This window comes from Campylobacter sp. MIT 21-1684 (genome assembly GCF_026241315.1).
Taxonomy (GTDB): Bacteria; Campylobacterota; Campylobacteria; order Campylobacterales; family Campylobacteraceae; genus Campylobacter_D.
Window position 1 is genome coordinate 1 of record NZ_JAPHNA010000021.1, and the last position, 24,688, is coordinate 24,688.

Consider the following 24,688-nt stretch of genomic DNA (forward strand, 5'->3'; position numbering starts at 1 on the left):
GTTAGTTAATGATTGAGAGAATTCAAGGAGGGGCGATGCAAAGGGAAATGATTTTAGAAAATAATCAAAATATAGGACTTTATAATCCCAAAAATGAACACGATTCTTGTGGTATTGCGGCTGTTGCAAATATACGCGGAATAGCCTCTTATAAAGTTATTTGCGATGCTTTAGAAATTTTAATGCAGCTTGAACATAGAGGAGGGGCTGGGGCTGAAGAGAATTCCGGCGACGGTGCAGGCATACTTATACAGCTTCCTCACGATTTTTTTAAAACTCAAGAATTAGGTTTTGATTTACCTGATAAAGGTGATTATGCTGTGGCACAGATGTTTTTATCGCCTAATGCAGAAGCTAAAGAGCAAGCTAAAGCTTTATTTTTAGAAGGTCTAAAAGAAAAGAAACTTGAATTTCTTGGTTTTAGACAAGTGCCTTTTAATCCTAGTGATATAGGAAAAAGTGCTTTAAAAGCTATGCCATATTTTTTACAAGCTTTTGTAAAGCGTCCAAATAAAATAAGCGCCGGTTTGGAGTTTGAAAGAGTGCTTTATAATTGCCGTCGTCTGATTGAAAAAAAAGCTTTATCTGTACCGAAATTTTATTTTTCAAGTTTTTCTTCACGTACAATAGTCTATAAAGGAATGCTTTTATCAACACAGTTGAGCGATTTTTATTTGGATTTTAAAGATGTTAATATGAAAAGTGCTATTGCTTTAGTACATTCACGCTTTTCTACAAATACTTTTCCAAGTTGGGAGAGAGCACATCCAAATCGTTATATGGTACATAATGGAGAGATAAACACTATACACGGGAATGTACACAGTGTGATTGCTAGAGAAGGTTTATTAAGGAGTGATTATTTTGAAAATTTAGACGAGCTTTTTCCTATTATCGCTAAACCTAGTAGTGATTCTGCAATGTTTGATAATACTTTAGAATTTTTAGCTTTAAATGGACGTAGCTTAGAAGAGGCTTTTATGATGATGGTTCCAGAGCCTTGGCATAAAAATAAAAATATGGACCCAAAAAAAAGAGCTTTTTATGAATACCATTCTACTTTGATGGAGCCTTGGGATGGTCCTGCCGCGATAGTTTTTACTGATGGGGTTATAATGGGAGCAAGTTTGGATAGAAATGGTTTTCGTCCTTCAAGATACTATTTAACAAAAGACGATTTTTTAATTCTCTCAAGTGAGACTGGAGCTTTAAAAATTGATGAAAAAAATATTAAAGCAAAGAAAAGACTAGAATCTGGAAAACTTTTGCTTGTTGATACAGCAAAAGGAAGACTTGTTTCTGATAGCGAGATTAAAGAACATTATGCTAATGCTAAGCCTTATGAAAAATGGTTAGAAAATTTAATTGAACTTGAAAAGCAAAAAAGCGGGATATATAAGCATAAATTTTTAAATGATGATGAAATTTTAACCCTTCAAAAGGCTTATGGTTGGAGTTATGATGAGCTTAAAATGAGCGTTGAAGCTATGGCAACAACGGGTAAAGAAGCTTTAGCTGCAATGGGAGTTGATACTCCTTTAGCTGTACTTTCAAAGCAATACCAACCTTTATATAATTATTTTAAACAACTTTTTGCTCAAGTTACAAATCCTCCACTTGATGCTATACGCGAGGAAATCGTTACTTCAACGCGAATTTATTTGGGACGCGAAGGAAATTTGCTTAAACCCGATGAAAATAACGCAAAGCGAGTAAAAATAAGCCTCCCTATTATTAGTAATGAAGAGCTTTTTGAAATTAAAGCTTTGAAAAAATTTCAAGTGAAAGAATTTTCCATACTGTATGATTACACAAAAAATACTTTAGAAAATGCCCTTGATGAGCTTTTTATCAAGGTTGAAATGCAGATTAAAAAAGGAGCGTCTATTGTTATTTTAAGTGATAGAGGGGTGAATGAAAAAAATGCTTATATTCCAGCTTTGCTTGCTGTTTCAGGTTTGCATAATTATCTTGTACGAAAAAATTTGCGAACTCACGCAAGTATAGTGATAGAAAGTGCTGAACCTAGAGAAATTCACCATTTTGCCTGTCTTTTGGGCTATGGTGCAACAGCGATTAATCCGTATTTAGTATATGAAAGTCTTTATAAATTAGTTAAGGATAAGATAATAAAACTTAGCTATGAGAAGGCAGTGGTTAATTTTATTAAAGCAAGTTCAAGTGGTATAGTTAAAATCGCCTCAAAAATGGGTGTCTCGACTCTACAAAGTTATACCGGTTCTGCACTTTTTGAATGTTTGGGGTTGAATTCAAAAATGGTTGAAAAATATTTCACCTCTACTGTTTCAAGAATTGAAGGTATCGGTGTAGCTGATTTTGAAAAGGAACTTATTGCTTTGCATAAAAATGCCTTTAGTTCTACCAGCAAGGCTTTAGATAGCAAAGGAATTCATAGCTTTCGTAGTGAAAAAGAGGAGCATTTAATCGATCCTTTGGTTATTTTTTATCTTCAAAATGCTTGTAGAAATAAAGATTATAAAGCTTTTAAAAAGTATTCTGCTCTTATAGATGAAAAATCTATCAACTTGCGTTCTTTGATGGACTTTGATTTTAGTGAGGCTATTAGCATAGATAAGGTAGAAAGTGTCGAAAATATAGTCAAACGTTTTAGAACAGGTGCTATGAGTTATGGTTCTATTTCTAAAGAAGCACACGAATGTTTAGCAGAAGCGATGAATTTAATCGGTGCAAAATCAAATTCAGGAGAAGGTGGTGAAGATGAGCAAAGATATATACTTCAAGATGGTAAAGATAAAAATTCAGCGATTAAGCAAGTTGCAAGCGGTCGTTTTGGAGTGGATTTAAATTATCTTAATCACGCTAAAGAGTTGCAAATCAAAATTGCACAAGGTGCAAAACCCGGTGAAGGCGGGCAGTTAATGGGTTTTAAAGTATATCCTTGGATAGCCAAAGCAAGGCATTCAACACCGGGTGTAACGCTTATTTCTCCACCCCCACATCACGATATTTATTCTATCGAGGATTTGGCACAACTTATCTATGATTTGAAAAATGCAAACAAAGACGCCAAAATTTCAGTAAAGCTTGTTAGTGAAAATGGTATAGGTACTGTTGCTGCCGGTGTGGCTAAAGCCGGTGCGAATTTGATTTTGGTATCTGGTTATGATGGTGGTACGGGTGCTAGCCCACGTACTTCAATCCCTCATGTTGGAATTCCTTGGGAATTAGGACTTTCAGAAACACATCAAACTTTGATTTTGAATAAACTTCGAGATAGGGTAAGACTTGAGACAGATGGAAAGTTAATGAATGGTCGTGATTTAGCTATAGCCGCTCTTTTAGGTGCTGAAGAATTTGGTTTTGCGACAGCTCCATTGATTGTTATAGGCTGTACAATGATGAGAGTATGCCATTTAAATACTTGTCCTTTTGGAATCGCTACTCAAGATGAAGAATTAAGAAATCGTTTCAAAGGCAAAGCTGATGAAGTTGTCAATTTTATGTATTTCATTGCCAATGAACTTCGTGAATATATGGCGAGGTTGGGTTTTGAAAAGCTTGATGATATGATAGGGCGAGTTGATAAACTTCGTCAGAAACAATTAGAAGGTAAAGCAGGAAAAGTGAATTTAGATAAAATTTTAAAATCTTTGCCAACTTATAATAAAACAGCCGTACATTTTAAAGATTATAAAGATAATAAGCTTGAAAAAACTATTGATTATAGAATTTTGCTTCCATTGTGCAAAAGTGCTTTAGAAAAGAATAAGCCTATAAAACTGTGCTTAGAAGTAGGCAATCAAAGTAGAACTTTTGCAACTATGCTCTCAAGTGAGATTTTAAAGAACTATGGAAAAAATGCTTTAAAAGAAGATAGTATATCTATTCAAGCTATAGGCAATGCCGGAAATAGCTTCGGGGCTTTTTTAATTAGTGGGATAAAACTTGAAATTATCGGTGATAGTAATGATTATTTAGGAAAAGGTTTAAGCGGTGGAAAAATCGTCGCTAAGATTTCCTCTGAAGCAACCTTTTCTCCTGAAGAAAACATTATAGCAGGGAATGCTTGTTTGTACGGGGCTACTGAAGGAGAGGTGTATCTTGATGGTATCGCTGGTGAGAGATTTTGTGTAAGAAATTCGGGTGCTAGAGCTGTGGTTCTTGGTACAGGAATGCACGGTTGTGAGTATATGACAGGAGGATTAGTAGTTGTTCTTGGAGATGTTGGAGTGAATTTTGCTGCTGGAATGAGCGGCGGTGTTGTGTATATTTTTGGTCGGCATAATGAAGCCAATGTCAATAAGGAGCTTGTTGATATTAAAGACTTGAGTGCTAAAGATGAAAAAGAGCTTAAAATTATGATACAAAAACATATTTTTTATACAAATTCTAAAAAAGCTATGGATATAATGCAAAGATTTGATAAAAAAGATTTTTTTAAAGTGATGCCAAGAGATTATGAAAAAATGCTTAGAATGCTTGAACTTTGTAAAAAAGAAAAAGAACCTGAGCTTGCTGCATTTTTGAAGATAACAAAAAAAGATGATAAATTGTAACCAGTATGATAAGCATAGATATAGCTTGAGTTTTGCTGGATTTTTTACAGTTGTATTCTAAATAGTCGGACTAGTTTTGTTTTTTATATCGAAAGAAACTTTTAGTTTTATTTTGACCGAATTTTATATTTTTATGAGGTTATTTTTAACCCGGGCACGATTGAGTGGGAGTAGAAAATGACACAAATTTTAACTGATAATAAAAATCCCATACAAAACAAATCGGTATTGCTTACGCCTAAAGAGGCTAGTGTTTGGGCAAGTGAATATTTAGGTAAAAAGGTAACGAGCAATAATATCCTTTACCTTTTAAATTATGGAAAAATCGCCAATCATAGCACAGATTTAAAAGAAAATTTGATTGATAAAAATGAGCTTAAGGCATATTATGATAGCACTATAAAAACACAAAAACATTTGCAATCTCCTCTTTCTTTTGCGCAATATAAAGAGGCAGAGACGACTAAGCATATCCATAGAATCCACCCTTATAAAGGCAAGTTTATCCCTCAACTTGTAGAATATTTTTTAGATTCTCATACAGATTCTATCAAGCTAGAAACTTACTTTAAGCCTAATGACATTGTGTTAGATATTTTTGCAGGAAGTGGCACGACTTTGTGTGTGGCAAATGAGCTAGGAATGAATGCAGTTGGAATTGATATTTCAAGCTTTAATGCACTGCTTGCTAATGCTAAGGTTGCTAAATATGATTTCAATGCCCTTGAAAGTGAGCTTATAAGACTTACAAATTGCTTAGAAAATCACACAGAAAACTCACAAATCAACTCTTTTGAATCTGCTTTAAACGAAACTTTAAGCACATTTAATCAGCTGCATTTTCCGAACAAAACTTTTAAGCGTCAAGTTATACTCAAACAAATTGATGAAAAAGCTTATGGAGAGGCAAAAGCACAGGAGTTTTTAAAGATTTATAATGATTTAGTCAAGCGTTATCATATCAACCTTAGTATAAATATGCAGGGGAATTTTTTTGAAAAATGGTATATAGATTCTATAAAACAAGAGATTGTTTTGCTGAAAAATGAAATTTTAAAGTCTCCTAAATCTTTGCAAGATATTTTACGCATTATCCTAAGTCGCACAGCAAGGAGCTGCCGCGCTACGACACATTCGGATTTAGCCACACTTTTAGAGCCAATTACTACAACCTACTATTGCTCCAAGCACGGCAGAATCTGCAAACCACTTTTTAGCATTGCAAAATGGTGGAAAAGCTATGCTAAGGATACTTTGAAGCGATTAAGAGAATTTGAATCTCTGCGTTGTGAAACAAAACAGCTGTGTTTGAATGCAGATTCTACAAATGTAGATATTATCGCTTTAACGCAAAAACAAGATAAAGATTTTGCAGATTTAATCCAATCTCAAAAAATTGCTGGAATCTTTAGCTCCCCGCCTTATGTAGGGCTGATTGATTATCACGAGCAACACGCTTATGCCTATGACCTCTTTGATTTGCCTCGCAAAGTAATTTAGAGATTGGCAAGTTAAGCGAGGGGCAAAGCAAAGGTGCGCAAGAAAAATATATTCAAGGTATAGCACAAGCCTTAAAAAATGCCAAAAGATTTTTAAAAGTTGATTATAATGTCTTTTTGGTTGCAAATGATAAGTTTAATCTCTATCCAAAAATAGCTAAGTTAGCAGGAATGCAGATGATTCATCGCTACGATAGACCTGTGCTTAATCGCAGTGAAAAGGACAAAAATAGGTATAATGAGAGTATCTTTCATTTGAGGGAGAGGAAATGAGTGAAAAATACAATATTGTGATTGAGAGAAATTCTTTTTATTTTTCAAATCCACAATTTGAAGAAAACTATGAGGCAAATACAATCAACCTTATAAAAACTTTGCTACTCAATTTACAAAATCAAATCTTAAATCAAGGCTGCAAAGAAGAGGTTTTTGTGAAGTTTATACAAATAAATGAATTTGGATTAGAAGCCTTACTCGTGCTTAATGGCATTGCCAATGAAAATCTTAAAAGAATTATTACGATTGCCCGCATTGTAAGGGATAATGATTTATCAGCACTTCTGAATATGCAATATTGGAATACATCTAATATAGAATCTGATTTGAAAGAATGGGGTGATAAAAAAATAAAAAATCTTATTAAGAATAATCAACACTTTGCAGGAGGTTTGATTAACCTCTTTTTTCAAGGCTCATCTAACCCTTTTCTAGCTAAAACTTTGCCTTTATTTGAACTTAATAAATTAAATTTACAAAAAATTAATTTTGATAGAAATGCAATGATTGATACCCTTATCCGCTATCGCCAAAAAGGGAGTTATTCTGGCGCAATGCAAAATAATCCAGAATCTGCAATTAAAGAAATCCTCACACGATTGTTTATTTCTTATGAGGGTGGAGACTTACCGCTTTTAAGTTTAAATGAAAATCTTAATAAACGCACTATGGATTTTATCATTCCAAATAAACAAAATCCGCAAATTATTATAGAATCTTCTTTTTTAAGCACAACAAGTTCTGGGCAGGGAGATAAGGCGAAAACAGAAATTGGTGTAGCAATGCTCATTAAAAAGCATTATCCAAATGCTAAATTTTATGGATTTATTGATGGTATTGGTTGGTATGTCCGAAAACAAGATTTAAAGCGAATGGTTGAGGCTTATGATGAAGTTTTTACTTTTCGTGCTGATGAATTGCAACGATTTGAATTAATGCTCAAAAATATTTTTAAGGTGTAAAAATGAAAAACTTGCCTATTAATGAAATTTTGCAAGGCGATTGTTTGGAGCTATTGAAAAAAATCCCAAGCAATAGTATAGATTGTGTTTTTGCTGACCCACCTTTTAATCTTAGGAAAAAATACAATTCCCATAAAGATAAACTTTTAGAATCTGAATATTTACAATGGTGTGAAAAATGGATAGATGAATGCGTAAGGGTGCTTAAGAATGATGGTTTTATCTTTTTGCATAATATTCCTAAATGGCTTATTTCTTATGCAAACTTTTTAAATTATAGAGCAATTTTCAAACATTGGATAAGCTGGGAGGCAATGACTGCTCCAATGGGGAAAACTCTACAACCTGCACATTATGGAATATTATTTTATGCAAAAGGCGAAGTTAAAGATAGATTTAGAGAGATTCGTTACCCACATAAAAGAGATAGAAAAGGAGTTTTAGTAAAGGATTATGGGGGAAAAAAAAGTATTTTACACCCTTTTGGTCCCCTTTGCTCTGATATTTGGACAGATATTCATCGTATAAGACACGCTAAAAATAGAGATAATCACCCCTGCCAACTCCCTATTCATCTGCTAGAGAGAATTATTTTAATGAGTAGCAAAGAGGGAGATATAATTTTAGACCCATTTTTAGGGACAGGAACAACAGCACTTGCTGCAAAGAGACTGGGAAGAAAATTTATAGGTTTTGAAAAAGATGAACAATATTGCCAAATTGCAAGAGAAAAAATAGAATCCGAATCTTTTATTTCTAAAGTAGGAGAATTTTATGTGAGTTTTCATTTAAATGAAATTATTACTTTAAGGGAATGCGATTGGGAGGGACTTAAAAAATACTTTGAAATTCCACAAAATATAAAGGAAATTGATATGAGGAAGATAAGGTTAAAAGTTTTTGGTGAAAACAATACACAAAAATTGGATATTTTTGATTTCTTATTGAATGAGGCATAATGCAAAATCTTAAAAACAATATTAAAAATCGTCTGTTTCAAGCATTACGCAATAAATTTGAAAACTACAAGCCCGAAACTTCTTCAATGCCCTTTCACACAAGACTTTTAGGCAAAGATAGAATGGCACTTTATAGCTTTATCCAAAGTCTCAATACCAACTTTGGCACGAGTATCTTTGAGCCTGTGGCGCAAGAATTAGGCCTAAAGCATTTTGATACCATAGAGCGTCAAAAAGCAGTGGCGAACACGATTACCAAAGAGGCGCAAAGAGTGATACAAGACATTATGGATTCTTTGGAGAGTGGAAATTCTAAACCCAACAAAAATGAGGAGATTGCTAGAATCTTAAGTGTGGCACAAAGTGGGCAAACGAGCACGATTAAACCTACAAAAGTAGATTTGTTTTTGCAAAAGGGCGATGATGTGTATTTGATTGATATTAAAAACTGCTAAGCCAAACAAAGGCAGTTTTAAAGAGTTTAAACGCACATTTTTAACTTGAGTGGCGTGTTTTGCGCATAGTAATCCACATTTCAATATTCAATCGCTTGTAGCCATTCCTTACAATCCTTATGCACCAAACCTTATGAGCGTTGGACAATGGCAGGAATGCTAGATTTAGATTCTGAATTGAAAGTAGCAGAGGAATTCTGGGATTTTTTAGGTGGCAAGGGAAGCTATGGGCTGATTTTATCAGCCTTTGAAGAAGTCGAGTGTGAAATGAGAGGTGAAATTGATGCATATTTTAAGAAGTTTAATCAGCATTAATTCTATGAGTAATAGAATCATCAACAAGGTAGAGGGCATTAATCGTGTCGTCTATGACATCACGAGCAAGCCTCCGGGCAGATTAAAGTGGGAGTAGGAAATGAAAAATGATTTAGCTTTTGATAAATTTTTGCAAAGCCTTCAAACGAGTAATAGAACTTTAGATTTTTTTGTGGATTGGCAAAAATGTCTCAAAAATAAAAATGAGATAAGCATAGCTTTAAATCATTTGAATTTTTTACTTGGAAAAGATGTAAAAGAGCTTAAAATTTGTATTAAAAGCCTTTTTGAAGAATATCCCAAAGCTTTTAGTGTTTTAAATATTCTCATTGCTGTGAGAGATAAAAATGATTTAATACTTGATGTTGATGGCAATTTTTACCCTTTACATTCTTATCTTGAAAATTATGAAAAAATTTATGAGTTTATTTGTCAAACAGGATTGGAGCAAATTTTTTGCAATAGAAATATTAAAGATTTAAATGATTTCGTTTTTGGTATAGAAGTTGGACTTGATAGTAATGCGAGAAAAAATCGCAGCGGAAAGGCTATGGAAACTTATCTTAGTAGTCTTTTTGCTAATGCTCAATTAAGCTTCAAAGAACAAGTGGATATTAGAAATTTTAAGGATTTGCACCAAGCTTTTGGAGATGATATTAAAAAATTTGATTTTGTTATTTTTGGCAAAGATATGAATTATTTTATAGAATCTAACTTTTATACAGGTGGTGGAAGCAAGCTTAATGAAGTCGCAAGAGCCTATCAAGACTTAGCTCCAAAATTTGAAACATTTTCAAATTACGAATTTATTTGGATAACTGATGGCAAAGGTTGGTTAAGTGCCAAAAACAAACTTCAAGAAGCTTATAAATATGTGGAAATCTACAATTTAAGCAATATAAAAGATTTTATATCAAAGGTGCGAAATGGCAACTCCACATTCTAACAAAATTCCCCATTCTATTTTTACGAGCAAAGATAAACTTTTCACCCTTTATCAACGGGATTGTAATGAGATTTTGCCTCAATTTGAAAATAATTTTGATCTTATTTTTGCCGATCCGCCTTATTTTCTTTCAAACGATGGCTTAAGCATACAAAGTGGAAAAATTGTGAGTGTCAATAAAGGAGATTGGGATAAAGAAGAGAGTATTAACGATATTGATGAGTTTAATTTACAATGGATAAGCAATGCAAAAAAAGCTTTAAAAAATACGGGAAGTATTTTAATTAGCGGAACTTATCATAATATTTTTTCTTTGGGACGAATCTTGCAAAAACTTGATTTTAAGATTTTAAATCTCATCACTTGGCAGAAGACAAATCCTCCTCCAAACTTTAGCTGTCGTTATTTGACGCATTCAACAGAGCAAATTATTTGGGCAAGAAAAAGCCAAAAGCATAAGCACATTTTTAATTATGAGATTCTAAAAAAGCTAAATGGCAACAAACAAATGCGTGATGTGTGGAGCTTCCCTGCTATTGCGCCTTGGGAAAAGGTCAATGGTAAGCACCCCACTCAAAAGCCTCTAGCACTACTCGTGCGATTGCTTTTAATGGCAAGTGATGAAGATTCTCTCATTTGCGATCCTTTTAGTGGAAGCTCTACCACAGGAATAGCCGCTAATCTTTTGGGCAGAAAGTTTATCGGCATAGAAAGAGAAAGCGAATTTATAAAAATATCAATAGATAGAAAAAAAGAACTAGAGAAAAATGCTGTAATCATCAAAAATAAAATGAATGATTTAAAGCTTTTGGAAAATATGGACTATTACACAAAAATAATTTCTTTTGATAAAATTTAATATAAAAGGTGGAACTATGAAAAGTTTAAGAGGCAAAGAAGCAAAGGAAAAATTTATAAAAGAATATGAAAATATTAAAGTGTTAGCTTATGCGGTTTTGCTCAATGGTTGCACGAAAATAAATCAATGTGGTGGAGAATTGACAGATAAATATTATCAATTTAGTGCGATACATAAGGATACCAAAAAGAAAGAAATATTTTATCTTGGCTATGATTGTGGAGAGCAATTAATGCAAATATTATCTATCCCCAAAGATTCCATAAAGCTTTTTAATCCCTTTTCTCAAGTAGTCGATGAGTTAAACATAAAAAGCAATAATACTAACACGAATAAGCAAGTGCAACCAACAAAACTAGCCAATGAGCTTTTTGAAATTATCAATATTATGTATATGGGCTTAAATTTAAGAAAAACTGATATTTTAGATGAGATAATTATAAATCTGCGAGAGAAAATAGGTGAAAATCCCCGAGCACATAATTTTGCTTCAGTAAATACAATTCTTAATAGATATGGAAAAACTATATCAGCAATTTTAGAAGAATTACAACAGAATAATCAACCATTTAAAAGGTTTGATTTTACACAATCAAGGGAATATTTTAGAGAATATTTGAAAAAGAAGAATAAAGAAAATGAAAATATAAATTTTTAGGAATTTTTTCCATGTGATTTTATGATATGAGCATTTTAAAAGACACCAAATTTGAAAACCATTTTGTAAATTATGCACCAAACTTTACGCGAAAGTGGGCAAGAATAGAATGGCTTAAAACCTCCAGAGGGCAGACATTGGCGTTGCTCTTTAAACGAGTTAGATAGGCTAGAAAAAGCGGGGTTGATTGAGTGGAGCAAAAATGGAGTGCCTAGAAAAAAGGTGTATGCACAAGATTGCAAGGGCAAAAAGATTCAAGATATTTGGGAGTTTAAAGACACGCAAAGTCCTATGTATCCGACACAGAAAAATAATGCGATGTTAAAAAGAATTGTTCAAATGTCCTCTAATGTGGATTCTTTAGTAATGGATTGCTTTTGTGGAAGCGGTGGATTTTTAAAAGAAGCCTTTTATTTGGGACGCACATTTATAGGCATTGATGAGAGCAAAGAGGCGATAAGAATCAATCAAAAGTGGATAGAGGAATACAATAAACAACATCTTATCAAATGCAAATGTGGAGAGCTTAAGGCAGGACAAAATAAGGTGAATATTAAAAAATTTAAGAAAATGGCAAATGTATGAAATGGAGCAAAACACACTTGTTACACTCTTTTACTCATCTTGCCTTACAAAATCTTGCCGATAAGTATTTATTAAAGATTCTTAATTGTTAATAGTTTTTATATATTATGTAGGGATTTTGAATAAAGCAATTTTACTAAAAGAGCAAATTAGGCAAATCTAGGCAGTTAAAATACATCAACATAAGGAGAGCAAACCTTAAGATTTAAATTAACTATAATAAGCGTATGTAGGATACATAATATTTGAATATTCTTAAGATTATGTATAAGCACTTTAGTAAATTTGCAATATTATTCAATCACTTTATGATAAAACAAAGGCTATAAAATGAGATATTTAATTTTCCTTTTCATAACTCTTTTGTTCGTGGCGTGTTCCTCAAAGCCAAAAGTTCATCAGCTCAAAACTTCACCTATAAACGAAAAAGATTTGGGCATAGGGCTAAGTCCGACACCGCCGCCAAATCATCAAATACCGGGTGAAAAATCAAAACAAATGTTAATGCAAGCGCAAATGCAAAAAACAAAAATCCCTTTAACAAGCTCTAATGAAAATGCACCGAAAATAGACAAAAATACTTCTAATCCTCTCTCTATTATGTCCTCATCAGGAGGCATTTTAACACTTTGGGCACTAGAGCCGGGAAATTGGATATGGGGATATACACCTCTTGATGCACACGAGTTTGGTGAAGCAGCGTTTTGGCGTATTATTAGTTTGCCAAATGGACAAGTAATGATTAAAAACGAAGAAAAAGGCACTTGTCTCCAAGCCTATAAAAATGGAGTGGTTCATGAAGTGTGCGATAGCAAATATCCACCACAATTATGGAATCTTAACTTTTTTGACAATCAAGCCATACAGATTCAAAGTGTGAGCGCAAAAACTTGTCTGCAAACTCCACTTGTGCGAACTACGACATATTATAGTATTTATCTCACAAAATGTGCGATAAATATGCCTACTCTTGACCAACAATGGTATATCACTCCTATCATAAACGCAGCAAAACCTCTTTTTGTAATTGACTCAACGGAGGATTAAAATGAGAATCTTATTATGTTTTTTTATGATATTTAGCTTTGCATTCGCTAATATTGAAGATTATAGAGTGAGCACTTGGAACTTACAAGGTGCTTCAGCAAATGCAGAAAACAAATGGAATGTAAGTGTGCGGCAACTCATCACAGGCGATAATCCCGCAAATATCCTTATGGTGCAAGAAGCGGGTGCTATTCCTGCAAGTGCTAGGAGAACAGGCAGAATGGTTCAGCCCGGCGGCACACCTGTGGAGGAATTTATTTGGGAGCTTGGCACTCGCTCTAGACCAAATTCAGTATATATCTATTATGCTCCCCTTGATGTTGGGGCAAGAAGAGTGAATCTTGCGATAGTTTCTGATAGGAGAGCTGATGAAGTGTTTGTTGTGCATCAAAATGTCGTTGCACCAGAAACATCACGCCCAGCTATTGGCATTCGTATTGGCAATGATGTATTTTTTAATATTCACGCTCTAGCAAGTGGTGGCGGTGATGCACCTGCTTTGGTTACAGCAGTGCATGATAATTTTATCAATATGCCACAAATTAATTGGCTCATTGCAGGAGATTTCAATCGCGACCCAGCTCTTTTACAAGCAGGACTTGATACAAGAATTACGAATCATATCCACATTGTAGCACCAAATGCTGCGACACATTTTGGTGCTAGAGGTGCGAACAGAACACTTGATTATGCAGTGGTTGGTAGATCAAGTGCTACTCGCTCCACAATAAGTTTGCCAGAAATCACAGCCTTGCTCATTGCCGCAAGCATACGCACCCACCTTTTATCTGATCATTTTCCTGTGCATTTTGGACGTTTTTAGGAGGTAAAAATGAAAAAATTTATTCTATTGTTCGCATTTATCTCAAGCTTTGTATATGGTGGCGATCCCGAAGATTTACCTGATTTTACAGCACCATTTTCTCTAAGAAGTGCTTTATCGGGAGATTTACTTGCTCCAGATTACAGACACCCAAATTGGAATCTCAAACAAATCGTTCTTGATGAGGAGATTCGCAAAAGCGACCCTTTTGACAAGTTTAACTTAGGAGCCGTGCAGTTTGTCAATACAGATAACCCAAAACTCTGTCTAGGCATTGAAGAAAGTGGTTTTTTTGGGCTTATTTCGTGTGAAGAGGATTTAAAAAACAAAAATTTTCAAACCCTCTTTACCATTATCCCTACAACGACTGCTGCTGTGCAGATTCGTTCTTTTGTATTAGATAAAAATGAATGTATTACAACTTTTTTTAATCCGCGATTACCCGGAGGAATAGGCATTGGTATTAACTTTTGTGATGTAGATAGTTTTTTTAGTGTTGATTTGCGTAATCTTATGCTTATCCTCCCTCCCCTCATTGAAGCAAGAACGATTAATCCTTAGTTTGCTATAATACTCTCAATTCTAGCAGAGGGGCGAATATGAGTGATTGGCTTGACTTACTCACAACACCGACATTTGAGGGTATTGCAGTGTATTTTTATGCCCTCTTTTTTATCGTTTCTATCATAGGTGGGCTTGTAGGCTCACTCTCTGGTGGAGCTGGAATGATAACAATGCCCTTGCTCCTTGTAAGTGGATTAAACCCTCTCCAAGCTTTAGCAACAAATAAATTTCAAGCCTGTATAGGCTCATTTACAAGTGCAGCACATTATTATCATCAAGGCTTAGTTGATATGACAGAAAGTCGTGCAGTGATGATAATCGCAACGCTTTTTGGTGCATTAGGTGCAATTTTGGTGCAATTTGTAGAAGTCGCTTTGCTTTCAAAAATCTTGCCTTTTGTGATGATAATCGTAGGTGCATATTTTTTATTCTCTCCGAAGATTAGTGAGGAGGACAAAATGCAAAAACCACATAGAATCTTTTTGTTTTTAAGTATGGCAGGAATTGGATTGTATGGAGGATTCTTAGGCATTGGTATTGGTCCATTTATCCTAGCTTTACTTGTAAGCATAGGTGGATATGGACTCAGCAAAGCTTTAGCACATTCGCGTTGGGTAGTTTTTAGTACTAATATCGCCTCTACTTTGTTTTTTGTGCTTGGGGGTAATGTGCTATGGATTTTGGGTAGTATTATGTGTGTGGGGCAAGTTATTGGTGCAAGCTTTGGAGCGCGCCTTACAATAAAACATGGAGCAAAGATTATCCGCCCGATTGTCATCTGTGTATGCTTTGCTCTTTCTGCGCAACTGCTTGTTAGGGAGTTTTTGTAAGAGAAATGTTAAGGCTCTGTTTGTGGTGTAAGCTGCGGAATCTTAAAGCGGATTTGCGTTTAAGATTCCTCTATCAAAGCTTCTTTTAAAATCGCTTGTTTTTGGGATTCTAAAGCAGACAGAAAAGAATCTAAATGTGCAAGGGCAAATTCTATATCCTCCACCACAGAAACGATTTGTTCTTGAATTTCTAGGGGTGGGAGCGGGATTTGAAGATTTGAAATTTCGCTAGAAAGATTATTTATATTTGCCCCTTTTGCTAGATTTTCCAAATTCAATTTAAAATTTTTACTTGAAACAACACAAAATAAAAATTTCGCTTTAATATTTTCAAAAGAGCGTAAAATTCCCATAAATCCACCAGCATAATAAAATGTATCATTTTTTATAAAAGCAACCTTGCCAATATGTTTTAAGCTTCCACTTGAAAAACACATAAATATATCATTTTTAACAAGTTTTTTCGTTTTGTCTATTTGAAAATTTTCTTTGAGATAAATCATTTTAGAAAGCTCAAAAGTGTTTTCTAGTGTTATGTTATCCGCAGTTAAAATAATATTTTGTGTTGTTTCTATATTTTGTTGTGCTTTATCGTAAGTAACTCCTCTTAAAATCTCGCACACTTCCCCGAGTTTCACCCTTTCCCAGTCTTGTACAGGGATTTGAGGAAGAGAGGCGATGAGGTTTTGCAAGATTTGGGTAGTGCTTTGCTTGATACCACATTTTTGTAAAGCAAGGTTAAGGGTATTCTGCCAAAAATCTTTTTGTGAGAGATAGAGGGTAATTTTATTTAAGATTATTTTAAGTTTTTTGTTGTCTCTCTCTCTCTCTCTCTCTCTCTCTGTATTTAAGGATTTATTAAGAATATTCGCCTTTTCTTTTTCTAAGTTTTCAAGTGTGGAATCTATCTTTGCGATTTTGGATTCTATATTCTCAATTACGCTAACGATTTTTTCCTGCGCTTTGAGGGGTGGGAGGGGGATTTGCAAAGTATTTAAGTTTGAATTATTGATTGAAGGAGGATTTGCACTACTCGCTATATCCTTTAAATCAATGAAAAAATTAAAAATGATAAACAAAAACTTATTGTTTAACTCATCTTTTTTGTTGTCTAAAATATTTACTCCCATTATATTATTATCCACAATACAAGGAACTTTTAAAATCCTTTTTTTATTTGTATGGATTGCCATACCAACTTTTGGAAATACAATAGTATTTTTTGGAAAAACTCTCAAAGATAATGTTTTAATAACCTCCTGTGTAACATAATTATTGCTTATATTGATTCCCTTTTCATTTTCTTTTAAATTCATATCAGAGACTTTTATAAAAGGGGTTTGAGTTGAATCTTTGTTCCCTTGATATTCTTTTGGAAATCCATTCCCACCATTAAATTTGCATACTTCCCCAAGTTTCACAGAATCCCAACCCTCCTTTGGTGGAGTAGGCAGAGATTCTAAAAGAGCTTTTATAGATAAAGCGGCGTTTTTCTCGCCCATTTCGTGGTGTAAAAAATCGGGAAAAGCAGGAGCAGTAGTGTCTCCTGCCCGATTTTTTGCTAGAAGTGGATTGGCGAGGCTCTCCCCTTGAATGAGAAAAAGTGGCGACCTTGTTCTTTTTGGGGCTAAGGGGAGCGGGGAGGGAATAAACCCTTTTTCTTTTTGAGAAAAGGAATCTTGTTGAGATTCTTCTAAGTTCTTAGATTCTTCAGCTAACGCTTCAGAATGACAAGCAAAAAGTAACTCCCAATCAAGTTTAGATTCTAACTCTGCAATATGGGCTAAAGTCTGTGCAATGAAACTCTCAATAGAATCTAAGCTGCTAAAAGAGAGCTTATACCCCCCCCCATTATTTGCAGATTCTAAACTTTGTGCTTCACAGATTCCACATTTTACCAAAACTGCTTTGATAAGTTTTTGGTATTCCTCAATGCTCATTCGTATCGTGTTATATTGCTCCTCTACCTTTTCGCATTCCTCTACAATTTGCTTTTGGATTTCTAGGGGTGGGAGGGGAATTTTGAGTTCTTTTAGATTTGTTAAATTTAGTCCGCCTTGAGCAGAACCTGTAATTTTGGACTTTAAAACTTCTTGCCCACTTTGAGAATGCAAAATAAAAAACATATATTTTTGTGTCATTAAGTTTTCACAACGCAATAAAAAAATATGTTCGTTTATCATAACTGCTTGATTTTCAAATTCTTTTCTTACAAGAGCAACTTTGCCTGTCAATGCGCCATCTTTGCAGAGTAAAATATCATTTTGTTTAACAATGCCTTTGTCTTGCTTTTTGAAATTCTCATAAAATTCCATAGGCACATATTTAGGCGTTTGCATTTTTACATAACCACTTTTATTGTCAATGTGTTCGCCACCTAGACTTAACGCCCCGCTTGTATAATTGCTGACGCCACCTTGTGGTCTTTTTGCTGTTTGAATATTTAATAAAATCTCCCCCAACCTCACCAATTCATATTTAGAATTTGCAAAAGGATTGGATACTTTGCTTTGCCCTGTATGACTACCACTTAGCACGATAGCGGGATTAAGGCTTATCACCTTATCAAATTCTACTTTGGTAAAATCTAGCATATCTTTTAAACTACTCGCAAAAAGAGTATAAGAATTGGCTTCTTGGGATTGTAAGGATTCTAACAATAGATTAAAATTTTTATCTAAATCATTATTTTCTTGCAAAGAGTGATTCTCCATAAAAACTTTTAAAGCATAGCAGAGTTTAGTTTTATCTTCTTTATCATTTGGATTATAAAGCGGTGTGTCTATAAATTTCACAGAATTGATATTTCTTAAAACTTCTTTTTGCTTTTTCTCTTCATCGCTATCCTCATCGCTTTCTTTAAGTTCCTCATCTATGGGCTTGTTTGTAATGTATTTTATCCCCTCATCACCTTTGCGTTTGCTCCAATCATAACCCAAAAATTTTACAATATTTGCTTTATTGCTTTTGCCCTCTTGATTTTTATCATTTGGGCTTTTAAGAATCAGCACATTATTTTTTTGGATATAGGCAAAGTAGAGTATTTTTTCAAACTCTAATTCTTTTATCTGTGTTAAGAAATTTTTAAAATGCAAGTCTTTTTCTGCCGCTTTGTATTCTCCACTTTTAATAAAGTCCTTTAAAAGCTTTCTATACTCTTTTGGCTCTAAATCACTTTTAAAAAAGCTAGATTGTTCAAACAGGAATTTTTTGTCATTTTCTTTGATTTTTTGTTTTTTAAATCTCTTAGGCTTATTCGCATAAAAATCTGCAAAATATCCTTTAAAAATTCCAGTGTTTTGCAAATCATCAACCACAATCTGTTCGCTCATAAATACCTTAAAATCCTCATATCCATAACCCATAAAAGCACAATAATTTTGCAAGAAGGCAGAATCTTCAAAGTCTTTGCTTAAAATCTCATCACAAAAAGAAACGCTCTTAAGTTTATTGATTAAGTCCTCATCGTATTTTTCCACTCTTTTAGCAAATAAAATAATAGTTTGTGTGCCTGTGCTACCAAAAGTGCGTGAGTTTAGCTCCACAAGGGCTAAAATCTCAAAAGAAGAAAGTAAAATTTCTCTTGTTTTTTCATAAATACCACCCTTTTGCAAGATAGACACAGGCAAAACTAAAGCAAGGATTCCACTCTCTTTTAAAAAATGCTTTGCCCTTTCTATAAAAAAGCATTCTATGGCATTGTTTTTGTCATAACTTTTAGAGTCTATGCTTTGGCTTAGACTAAAGGCGTTTAGGGCTTTTTCTAGGTTAGCTAAAAAACCTTTTACAGAATATGGTGGATTTGAGAGTATTAAATCAAAGCTTTCATTTTCAAACTCATCTTTATAACTTTCTTTGATGAAATATAGGGCATCTTGGAAAATGATTTGTGATTTGCTTTTAGGATTGTGAAAAATACAAGCAGTTTTTGCGACTTTGCTTAAGTCTTTATTTTTTTCTATGCCATAAAGCTTAGCATTTTTATTATGTGCGATAAATTCGGTTAAAAAATGTCCCGCCCCACAAGCAAAATCTAAAATCTTTACATTATTGTTTAAGCTTGGCAAGGAATTAATAATAAAATTTGTAATCGGCGTAGGAGTGAAAAATCTCCCCTCTGTTTGATGCACAGCTCGGTTTAAAAATCCCTCAAACAAATCGCCTAAGAATTGGTTGTTTTCGCTTTTGCTAATGTAGAAATCTTGGATTAAATTTGTAATTTGCACCAAAACTTTAAAATTGATAAAAAATTCCTCCTCGTTTTCTACCTCAATGAAATTAAATTTTTTGATATTGAAGTATTTTTGCTTATCAAAGATTTTTTCAATGCTTTCTTTAAACTTTCCTTTATGCCTTTTAGCAGTTTCAAAAAGATAGTCGATTTCACTTTTTTGGACATTGACAACTTTCTTTTTAAAAAGTTTTTCAATGCCTTTTTCGTAGAGGTTTAAAAGCCTATCGCAGTAGCTAAAGGGATTATCATAAAATATGCCTTTGTAGTAAAACTGCAAATCTTGGGGATTTTCTATCTCATCAATGATTTTACATAAAAACAAATCTACAAGGATATAAAAGGTGTTTTCATAGTTTCCTATGGCATTGTTGCGTAAAATAGTCGCAAAGCTGTGATAAATACCGCTAATCTCGCTATAAGGCACAACCGATAAGTCTTTAAGAGTGTATTTTTCTTTGCCTATTTTGTAGGGCAAAATATCCTCTTCAAATAAACCCTTGCTTGTATATGCTAAAGAATAGCTTTCATTCCATACCTTGAAATAATCCTTTGCATTTGCGTTTTTAGAATCTTCAAAGCCTAACTTTTTATCCTCCTCTTTTAAATTTGTGTTAATAATTTTTAAGTGCTTTTGATTGTCCTTTGTGGTGATGATGTGACTAGCGTAAATAAGGCTTTTTAGGCTTGGTTCATAATCAAAAGCAAGTAAGCATAAGAAATCTGTTTTATTTACTGCATAGTAGCTAAAAAGTTGTCCTCCATTTTTTAGCATAAGATTCCATTCTTTCTTAAACTCGCCCCCATAAGTTTTATTTTCTATTAAAATGAGATTTTCAAATTGTTGATTTAGCACTAAAATATCGCCATAAACTTGCTGATTATGCCCAATTTTAAAGGTAGGTTCTAGGATAATATGCTTTGGCTCATAACCTTTGCTTAAAAGCTTGTCGATAGCAATGAGACAAACAAAATTTTCATTGGAGCTAAAATTCGTTGTAGTATTTCTATGGATAATAAAACCCGCACTTTTATTTTCTAAGTTTGGATATTCACCTTCTTTGAAACTAGAATCTAGCGGAGAGTAAGTAATTTTCTCTTTGCCAAAATCCACTTCTATAAAGACATTTGCGTTATTGTGATAAGTCTTTTTAAATCGCTTTTTATTGTTTGGTTGCGGGACAAATCCCAAACTTTCTAAAACAACTTGCAGATTTTCTTTTGTTATCATTGAGCTTCCTCATTAATCTTTATCATTAATATTCATAGGGGTGAATGAATTTTGATATAAATTAAAGGTGCGATTATAGCAAGTTTGGCTTAATAATTTACCCAAAAATACACTTTTTCAAACGAGGCTTGTGCCACTTTGCATTAATCCCTCAAAATCTTATTAAATGCGAATGTGAGAAACTTAAGACAGAATAAAATAAAGCAAATGTTAAAGAATCTAAGAAAGTGGCAAGTGTATGAGATAAGATAAAACATACTTGTTATACTCTTTTACCCATCTCGCTCTACAAAATCTTGCTGATGAGTATTTGATAGGAAAAGCCCGCACAGGAGTTAGAGCAAAAAGAAAATGAGTCGCGTACCATTTCAATATATTTATAGAGTATCTAGTATAACGCAGAAGCAGTGATAGATTATGTTATAATTTTTATTGTAAGTTTTTTACACTAATAAAGAAAAAATAAATTAAAAAAGATTAATCTACAATATAAAAATTATGTAGAAAAAAGAAAAATTGCATATAAATAATGAATAATAAATATAGAACTTGATATTCTAATTCAAAGATAAAACAGGATATATTATGCTATTAAGAAAGTTTAATAAAAGGAGAAACAATGGCTAATCCACGAGGATTTTTAGACTTTAAAAGAGTAGATTTAAAAAAAATTGCCCCACTTGAACGTATTAAGAGCTATAAGGAATTTGCTTTTCTTAATGATAAAAAAACACAACAAGAACAAGCCAGCAGATGTATGGATTGTGGTGTGGCTTTTTGTCAAACAGGTGTTTTAGAGCAAGGCAGAGATATAGGCTGTCCTTTAAAAAATCTTATTCCTGAATGGAATGATAATATTTATAAAAGTGAATGGCAACAGGCTTATGAAAGATTAAGTCTTACCAATCCTTTTCCTGAATTTACAGGCAGAGTATGTCCTGCACCTTGTGAAGATTCTTGTGTGTGTGCGATTAATACTCAGAGTGTTACAATTAAAAATAATGAGCTTGCTATTATAGAAAATGCTTTCGAACAAAAATGGGTTAGAACTAATACTCCTAAAACATACAATGGTAAAAAAGTGGCTATTGTAGGTAGTGGTCCTGCAGGACTCGCGTGCGCAAATGAACTTAATTCTCTTGGTTATAAGGTTGTTGTTTTTGAACGTAGCGATAGGATTGGCGGACTTTTAATGTATGGGATTCCTGATATGAAGCTTGAAAAAAAAGTGATTGAAAGACGAGTAAAACTTATGAAGCAAAGCGGAGTGGAATTTAGGGTTAAAGAAAATATAGATTCAAAGGCTAAAGCGAATAAGATTTTAAAAGAATTTGATGCTGTTGTATTAGCAACCGGGGCAAGTAAAGCTATTGATTTAGATATAGAAGGCAGAGGATTGCAAGGAGTGATGTTTGCGGTTGATTTTTTAACACAAAACACTAAAACCTTGCTCGATACAGGTAAAGGCGGTACTTTAGCACAAGATAAAGATGTGCTTATTATTGGGAGTGGAGATACAAGCGTGGATTGTGTGGCTGTGGCAACAAGGCAAGGGGCAAAATCTATTACTAGGTTTGAACGCAGTCCAAAAAAACCTCTTAAACGTGTTAGCGATAATCCTTGGCCTTTAAAAGCAGATATTTTTACTACTGATTATGGCTTGGAAGAAGCTATTGCAAAATACAATCAAGATCCAAGAAAATATCAAAAGATGACAAAAAAATTTATAGGAAAAAACGGAAAGCTTGAAGGAGTATTGGCTGTTGATTTAAAACAAGTGAAAGAGAATGGACGACTTGTTAACATTGAGATACCAAATTCTGAAAAGTTTTATAAAGCCGATCTTGTTTTACTAGCGATAGGATTTTCTGGGTGCGAAAACGAAATTAAAGAAAATTTTGCTATTGAATTAAATAGCAAAAACAATATAAAGGAGAGAAATTTTCAAAGTTCTCGAGAAAAAGTTTTTGCCTGTGGAGATGCAAGAATAGGTCAAAGTCTTGTTGTTTGGGCTATAAAAGATGGAGTAGAGTGTGCTTTAGAAGTGCATAGAAGCTTGTTTAATTTATATTCTTAAGGTTTTTAACAGCAAAAAAGAATGTCTAAATAAGATTATGAAATGTTGAAATCTGGTTTTGTGGTTGGGATTTTGTTTTTTTTTTTTTGTATCATAATAGTCGTTCTTAATATTTTATAAAGGAATTGAAATTATGAAACTTTCTACAAAACTTTATTTTGGTTTCGGTTTTATTATTCTTATTATGATGGGTATAGCTTTTTACAGCATAATAAAAGTTAAGCTTTTAGATGGAGTGCTTCAAAAGGCTACCGGTGATAATGCTTTAATTTCACGTCAAGCGATTAATTATAGAGGCAGTGTTCACGATCGTTCTATTTTAGTGCGTGATGTTGTTTTGCTATCAAATCAAGGGGACTTAGAAAATACTTTAAAGCAAATTAAAAAACTTGAACAAGATTATGATGAAGCGGATAAAATATTGTCATCTTTATTGAGTAAAGTTGGAGATAATCAAGAAAAAATTATGTTTGAAGACATATCTAAAACAAATGCTTTAATGACAAAAGCTTATCAAGAAATGGTAGAAAAAGCTGTTAATCATGATTTATCCGGGGCAATAAAAATTTTAAATGAACAAGTAAGAGATGGATTTATTTTATGGCTTGCACAAATTAATAAGCTAATAGATTATAAAGAACTTTCCAATCAAGAACTTACGAAAATTGCACTTCAAGAAACAGGACTTTTTGCACCAACTATGTTTTTAATTGTAATTGTAGCATCTATTTTTTCTTTTAGCATTAGTTTTTATATCGTTAGATATATTAAAAGTTCTATTGGTGGAGAGCCAGCTGAGGTTAATAAAATTATTGCAAAAGTTGCAAATGGAGATTTAACGCAAGTAATTAGTACGCGCCATAGTAAGAGTATTTTGTGTGCTATGGCTAAAATGCAAGATCATCTTAAAGGCGTAATTCAACATATGATGATAACATCTAAGGAATTAAACAATAAGGTTGATTTAATGGCTGAGCGTATTAATAATACCGAGAAATCAGCAATTCTTCAAGGTAAGTCTTCAACAGAATCTGTGCTTAAAATTCGTGAGGTAAATGAAAAAACACGAAATATTTCTAAAGTTGCTTTTGAAACTGAACAAAATTCGAAAAACACAACAGAAGTGTGTCAAAATAATAAGAAATCCGCAGAAGATACTGCTTCTCAAATGGAAATTATCACTGATTATTCTTCAAAAATTTCTGAACAAATTTCATTGCTTAGCGAACATGCTAAACATATTGGCACAAGCACTGAGCTTATTAGTGAAATTACTGATCAAACTAATTTATTGGCTTTAAATGCTGCCATTGAAGCGGCTCGTGCTGGAGAGATTGGTCGAGGGTTTGCTGTAGTGGCAGATGAGATTCGTAAGCTTGCTGAAAAAACAGGTAGTGCTACAGAACAGATTGCTACAATAAATAAGAAAATTCAAGAAGAAACTTTAACTACAGTTGGAGTGATCGAAGAGTCTATACCTTTAATTTCTCAAGGAAAAACTTTAAGTGAAAGGGTTAGAGATAGTGTCGAACTTATTTTTGAGAAAGCTAGTGATAATTTGTTAAAGGCTCAAGATGTTAATCAAGAGGTAGGTCAACAAGTAAAATTAATGCAGGAAATAGAAGACAAAATTCATCTTATGGCAGATATTTCAAAAAAAACATTAGAAGATGTTGGTGAAAATAAAACGATTATGCACGAACTACAAAACATTTCAGACGATTTGCAAAAAAAGATTTCGGTTTTTAAACTCTAAATATTTGAATCCTTATAAGGAATTCTTAACAATTTATTAAGAATTCCTCTTTTTCCATATTAATATTTAATTCAAAA

15 protein-coding genes and 4 pseudogenes are annotated in these 24,688 nt (G+C 33.3%); 18 read left to right on the forward strand and 1 reads right to left on the reverse strand.

What is annotated here, in order from left to right; genetic code table 11:
* Positions 1-35: 35 nt before the first annotated feature.
* The 15 genes and pseudogenes from gltB to OQH62_RS07535 all read left to right on the forward strand — a co-directional run bounded on the left by gltB (position 36) and on the right by OQH62_RS07535 (position 15,316).
* Positions 36-4,538 carry a glutamate synthase large subunit gene (gene gltB, locus OQH62_RS07465; RefSeq protein ID WP_266015857.1) on the forward strand — a complete coding sequence of 1,501 codons (4,503 nt, stop codon included), beginning with the start codon at positions 36-38 and terminating at the stop codon, positions 4,536-4,538.
* A gap of 177 nt (positions 4,539-4,715) precedes the next feature.
* The gene (locus OQH62_RS07470) at positions 4,716-6,038 is read left to right on the forward strand and encodes a DNA methyltransferase (protein WP_266015859.1); all 1,323 of its coding nucleotides are present in this window, start codon (positions 4,716-4,718) and stop codon (positions 6,036-6,038) included.
* Positions 6,039-6,154: 116 nt separating this feature from the next.
* Positions 6,155-6,310, forward strand: coding sequence for a hypothetical protein (locus OQH62_RS07475; protein WP_266015860.1), 156 nt, complete (start codon positions 6,155-6,157; stop codon positions 6,308-6,310).
* Positions 6,307-7,275 carry a DpnII family type II restriction endonuclease gene (locus tag OQH62_RS07480; RefSeq protein ID WP_266015862.1) on the forward strand — a complete coding sequence of 323 codons (969 nt, stop codon included), beginning with the start codon at positions 6,307-6,309 and terminating at the stop codon, positions 7,273-7,275. Before OQH62_RS07475 ends, OQH62_RS07480 begins: the two co-directional genes overlap by 4 nt.
* Positions 7,276-7,277: 2 nt before the next feature.
* On the forward strand, positions 7,278-8,234 hold the full coding sequence (locus tag OQH62_RS07485; RefSeq protein WP_266015864.1) for a DNA-methyltransferase: 957 nt from the start codon (positions 7,278-7,280) through the stop codon (positions 8,232-8,234).
* Positions 8,234-9,004: pseudogene (locus tag OQH62_RS07490) on the forward strand (TdeIII family type II restriction endonuclease). Before OQH62_RS07485 ends, OQH62_RS07490 begins: the two are co-directional and overlap by 1 nt.
* A 7-nt stretch (positions 9,005-9,011) precedes the next feature.
* Positions 9,012-9,101 (forward strand): annotated as a pseudogene (locus OQH62_RS07495) (hypothetical protein); the annotation flags it as partial.
* Between the two features lie 3 nt (positions 9,102-9,104).
* Complete coding sequence (locus OQH62_RS07500) at positions 9,105-9,950, forward strand: type II restriction endonuclease (RefSeq protein ID WP_266015866.1); 846 nt, start codon at positions 9,105-9,107, stop codon at positions 9,948-9,950.
* On the forward strand, positions 9,931-10,809 hold the full coding sequence (locus tag OQH62_RS07505) for a DNA-methyltransferase (protein ID WP_266015868.1): 879 nt from the start codon (positions 9,931-9,933) through the stop codon (positions 10,807-10,809). The genes OQH62_RS07500 and OQH62_RS07505 overlap by 20 nt, the downstream gene beginning before the upstream one ends.
* Positions 10,810-10,825: 16 nt before the next feature.
* Entirely contained in the window at positions 10,826-11,467 is a 642-nt protein-coding gene (locus OQH62_RS07510) for a hypothetical protein (RefSeq protein WP_266015870.1), read from the forward strand.
* A 162-nt stretch (positions 11,468-11,629) separates the two neighbouring features.
* A pseudogene (locus OQH62_RS07515) lies at positions 11,630-12,052 on the forward strand (site-specific DNA-methyltransferase); the annotation flags it as partial.
* 330 nt (positions 12,053-12,382) lie between these two features.
* On the forward strand, positions 12,383-13,099 hold the full coding sequence (locus OQH62_RS07520) for a cytolethal distending toxin subunit A/C (RefSeq protein ID WP_266015872.1): 717 nt from the start codon (positions 12,383-12,385) through the stop codon (positions 13,097-13,099).
* A 1-nt stretch (position 13,100) separates the two neighbouring features.
* Positions 13,101-13,922 carry a cytolethal distending toxin subunit B family protein gene (locus tag OQH62_RS07525; protein ID WP_266015874.1) on the forward strand — a complete coding sequence of 274 codons (822 nt, stop codon included), beginning with the start codon at positions 13,101-13,103 and terminating at the stop codon, positions 13,920-13,922.
* A 9-nt stretch (positions 13,923-13,931) separates the two neighbouring features.
* Positions 13,932-14,483: a toxin gene (locus OQH62_RS07530; RefSeq protein ID WP_266015875.1), complete on the forward strand. Its 552-nt coding sequence runs from the start codon at positions 13,932-13,934 to the stop codon at positions 14,481-14,483.
* Positions 14,484-14,521: 38 nt separating this feature from the next.
* Entirely contained in the window at positions 14,522-15,316 is a 795-nt protein-coding gene (locus OQH62_RS07535) for a TSUP family transporter (RefSeq protein ID WP_266015876.1), read from the forward strand.
* Between the two features lie 59 nt (positions 15,317-15,375).
* Here the strand turns inward: OQH62_RS07535 and OQH62_RS07540 are convergent, their stop codons facing one another.
* Positions 15,376-20,778 carry a restriction endonuclease subunit S gene (locus OQH62_RS07540; RefSeq protein WP_266015877.1) on the reverse strand — a complete coding sequence of 1,801 codons (5,403 nt, stop codon included), beginning with the start codon at positions 20,776-20,778 and terminating at the stop codon, positions 15,376-15,378.
* A gap of 619 nt (positions 20,779-21,397) precedes the next feature.
* Between OQH62_RS07540 and OQH62_RS07545 the strand changes: the two genes are divergently transcribed.
* The 3 genes and pseudogenes from OQH62_RS07545 to OQH62_RS08840 all read left to right on the forward strand — a co-directional run bounded on the left by OQH62_RS07545 (position 21,398) and on the right by OQH62_RS08840 (position 24,611).
* A complete protein-coding gene (locus OQH62_RS07545; protein WP_266015878.1) occupies positions 21,398-22,855 on the forward strand; it encodes a glutamate synthase subunit beta in 1,458 nt (485 codons plus the stop codon).
* 133 nt (positions 22,856-22,988) lie between these two features.
* Positions 22,989-23,483 (forward strand): annotated as a pseudogene (locus OQH62_RS08835) (MCP four helix bundle domain-containing protein); the annotation flags it as partial.
* A gap of 540 nt (positions 23,484-24,023) precedes the next feature.
* Complete coding sequence (locus OQH62_RS08840) at positions 24,024-24,611, forward strand: methyl-accepting chemotaxis protein (RefSeq protein ID WP_416333350.1); 588 nt, start codon at positions 24,024-24,026, stop codon at positions 24,609-24,611.
* The last annotated feature ends 77 nt before the right edge of the window (positions 24,612-24,688 follow it).